Consider the following 2,159-nt stretch of genomic DNA (forward strand, 5'->3'; position numbering starts at 1 on the left):
CGCATCCATCATCGGCACCGGAAACGCAAGGCAGATATCGAGCGCCGATGGAACGGACGGACCGGAATTCCCACCAATTTAACTAAGTAGAACTAGGTCGAGGACATCCGGTCTGCCGGGGAATGTCGCTGCGAGAGGCACTACTTTCGGGGCGAACGTCAGAGAACAGGCGACCCGACCCTCATGGCGGATGCGCTGTCCTCGTTGCCGCATGGAACCACCAACTCGGATTTCCTACAAGGCCGCGTTGAGGGGTCGCCCTGATTCGACTTGTTGTGCTTTGCGGTGGGTCGCCTTGCCGGTTCGCTCAGCAACGCTCGCGAAACCGCCGTGCCGCGTGGCCAGGGTCGTGGAGAGACTGGCTGCCCACAGCTAGTCCGACGCCCCGAGCTGCGCTGCCGAATAGCGACGAGAGGCTGCCGCAAAGCGACGTGCCTCAGAAACCTATCCGCCCGGTCAGCGGCCCGCCAGTGAATCTCCGCGCCATCTCGGCCAGCACCGGTCGAGTGCCCGAACGCGATGCCGCTTCCGACCTGCCCCAATCCATCCGCCATCAGGATCATCAACCCCGGAACACCGTGCTCTAAACTTCAGCACAACGTCCAAGACCACCTGCCGCTGACCGGCGGCGCCACTTCGACTCGGGGTTAAAGGTTGTATTCACGGTAAAATTTCGACTCGCGGCGGGTCAGCGGCTAGGTGCGCCGCCTTGTTCTGCCTTGTTTTCTTCGGGGCGAGGTTCGGAACGCTTGTAGGGCAGACGCGCATCACAGAATGCCAGAAGATCCTTCGCACTCTTGCTTTCGGCGATGAAGCCATACCACCCCGACATGCCAGGGTAAGCAGTCACATAGAAATTGCTGCACTCCCAACAAATCGATGTCTCTCCAACAAGCCGACCCCCGCGGTAAAGACGGAATCCGTAGGCCGGTTCGTGGCACAGGGCCTGATTCCAATAGCTTGGCACTTGATAGCTCCATAGCTCCAGAAAGTGCTCAAGTTCGTCTCCAGTCAATTCGACTCGCCCGTAGATCGGATCGTCGGATCCATAGGGGCGAATCGGAAAAGTCTCTTCTCGCTCATCCGCGTCCTCACCCATCAGCAGGAATACTTCAACCTTCGATATGCCCTCAGTCTTCCCGAACAGCTCGAAAGCCTTGCGGTGAAATCGTCCAAGCGTCGCGTCGCGCCAGCCACCAAGAAGCCCAAAGTAGATCGCAGCGACGGCAACGATCAGCCAGGACAACAGCTTAAAGCCTCTTTGGAGCCACCTGCGCATCAATTTTCAGCACAACGTTTGAAGTGTGGCACGGCGGGAAAAAGGCGTCCAGAGCGAAGCGAACTAGCGAGCTTGTCCGCCGTTGCCACCACTGACTTGTTAGCCGTTCTTATCGTTGTTGGATTCTCGGATGGTGGCGTCTGTGATTCGACCCGTGGAGACAAACTGGATAAGAGCTTCTTGATTCTTATCGATGTGGAGAAACAATTTACGCATTTCCGCCTTTGTATATCCAAGCTCTCTGGCTATGCCTATCAATTGTTTTGCGTTCTCTGCCCGCTTGCTATTGAGCTCCGCCTCCATCACATCGCACTCTAGATTCCGTTTGCGACGGTTCGAATAGAGGTCAATCAGGTGAATCATGAAATCCTTGAGGTGCCCGATCACCTCGCCCAATCCTGCAAGGTCCTTGAATCCCGGTGAGGCAAACTGAAGGCGCGTGACAGCCAATCTCTCAGATGGCTCGAGAATCTGAAAGCTGTGCCCAAGATCGTCAATCTTCAACAGCCGCACATCTGGAACAATCATCGCTGGAATCTGAGCTCGCATGATGCGTCTCAAATGGCGTCCCATCATCTTTGGGTGGAACGGAAATGGTCCGAACTCTCTCAACTCGCGATACATCATCTCGGTATCGTGGATGGCCTCTTCTTCCAAGCGCAATACAGCCATCGTGGAGTATATCTGATCCAGTGCTGTCAAAGAGGCCGCAAAATCTGCGGCGGTCCACTGTCCATCGATGCTAAGGCGGAGTGTCTTCATAGAGGCATGGAAATTTTCTGGCTAACGTTAGAGGCCACCCACCCGCTACCGGGAGCGCCAGCCAGCGACAATGTGGCAGGTTCGAACCTACCAGTCAATTTTCGACTCGGAGCGGGTA

2 protein-coding genes are annotated in these 2,159 nt (G+C 56.1%); both read right to left on the minus strand.

Annotated elements, in window-relative coordinates:
- Positions 1–688 precede the first annotated feature (688 nt).
- Entirely contained in the window at positions 689–1,279 is a 591-nt protein-coding gene (locus HNR46_RS20445; protein WP_184022552.1) for a hypothetical protein, read from the minus strand.
- 99 nt (positions 1,280–1,378) lie between these two features.
- Positions 1,379–2,041: a hypothetical protein gene (locus tag HNR46_RS20450; protein WP_184022554.1), complete on the minus strand. Its 663-nt coding sequence runs from the start codon at positions 2,039–2,041 to the stop codon at positions 1,379–1,381.
- Positions 2,042–2,159: the final 118 nt, after the last annotated feature.

The organism is Haloferula luteola, assembly GCF_014201715.1.
Taxonomy (GTDB): Bacteria; Verrucomicrobiota; Verrucomicrobiia; order Verrucomicrobiales; family Akkermansiaceae; genus Haloferula; species Haloferula luteola.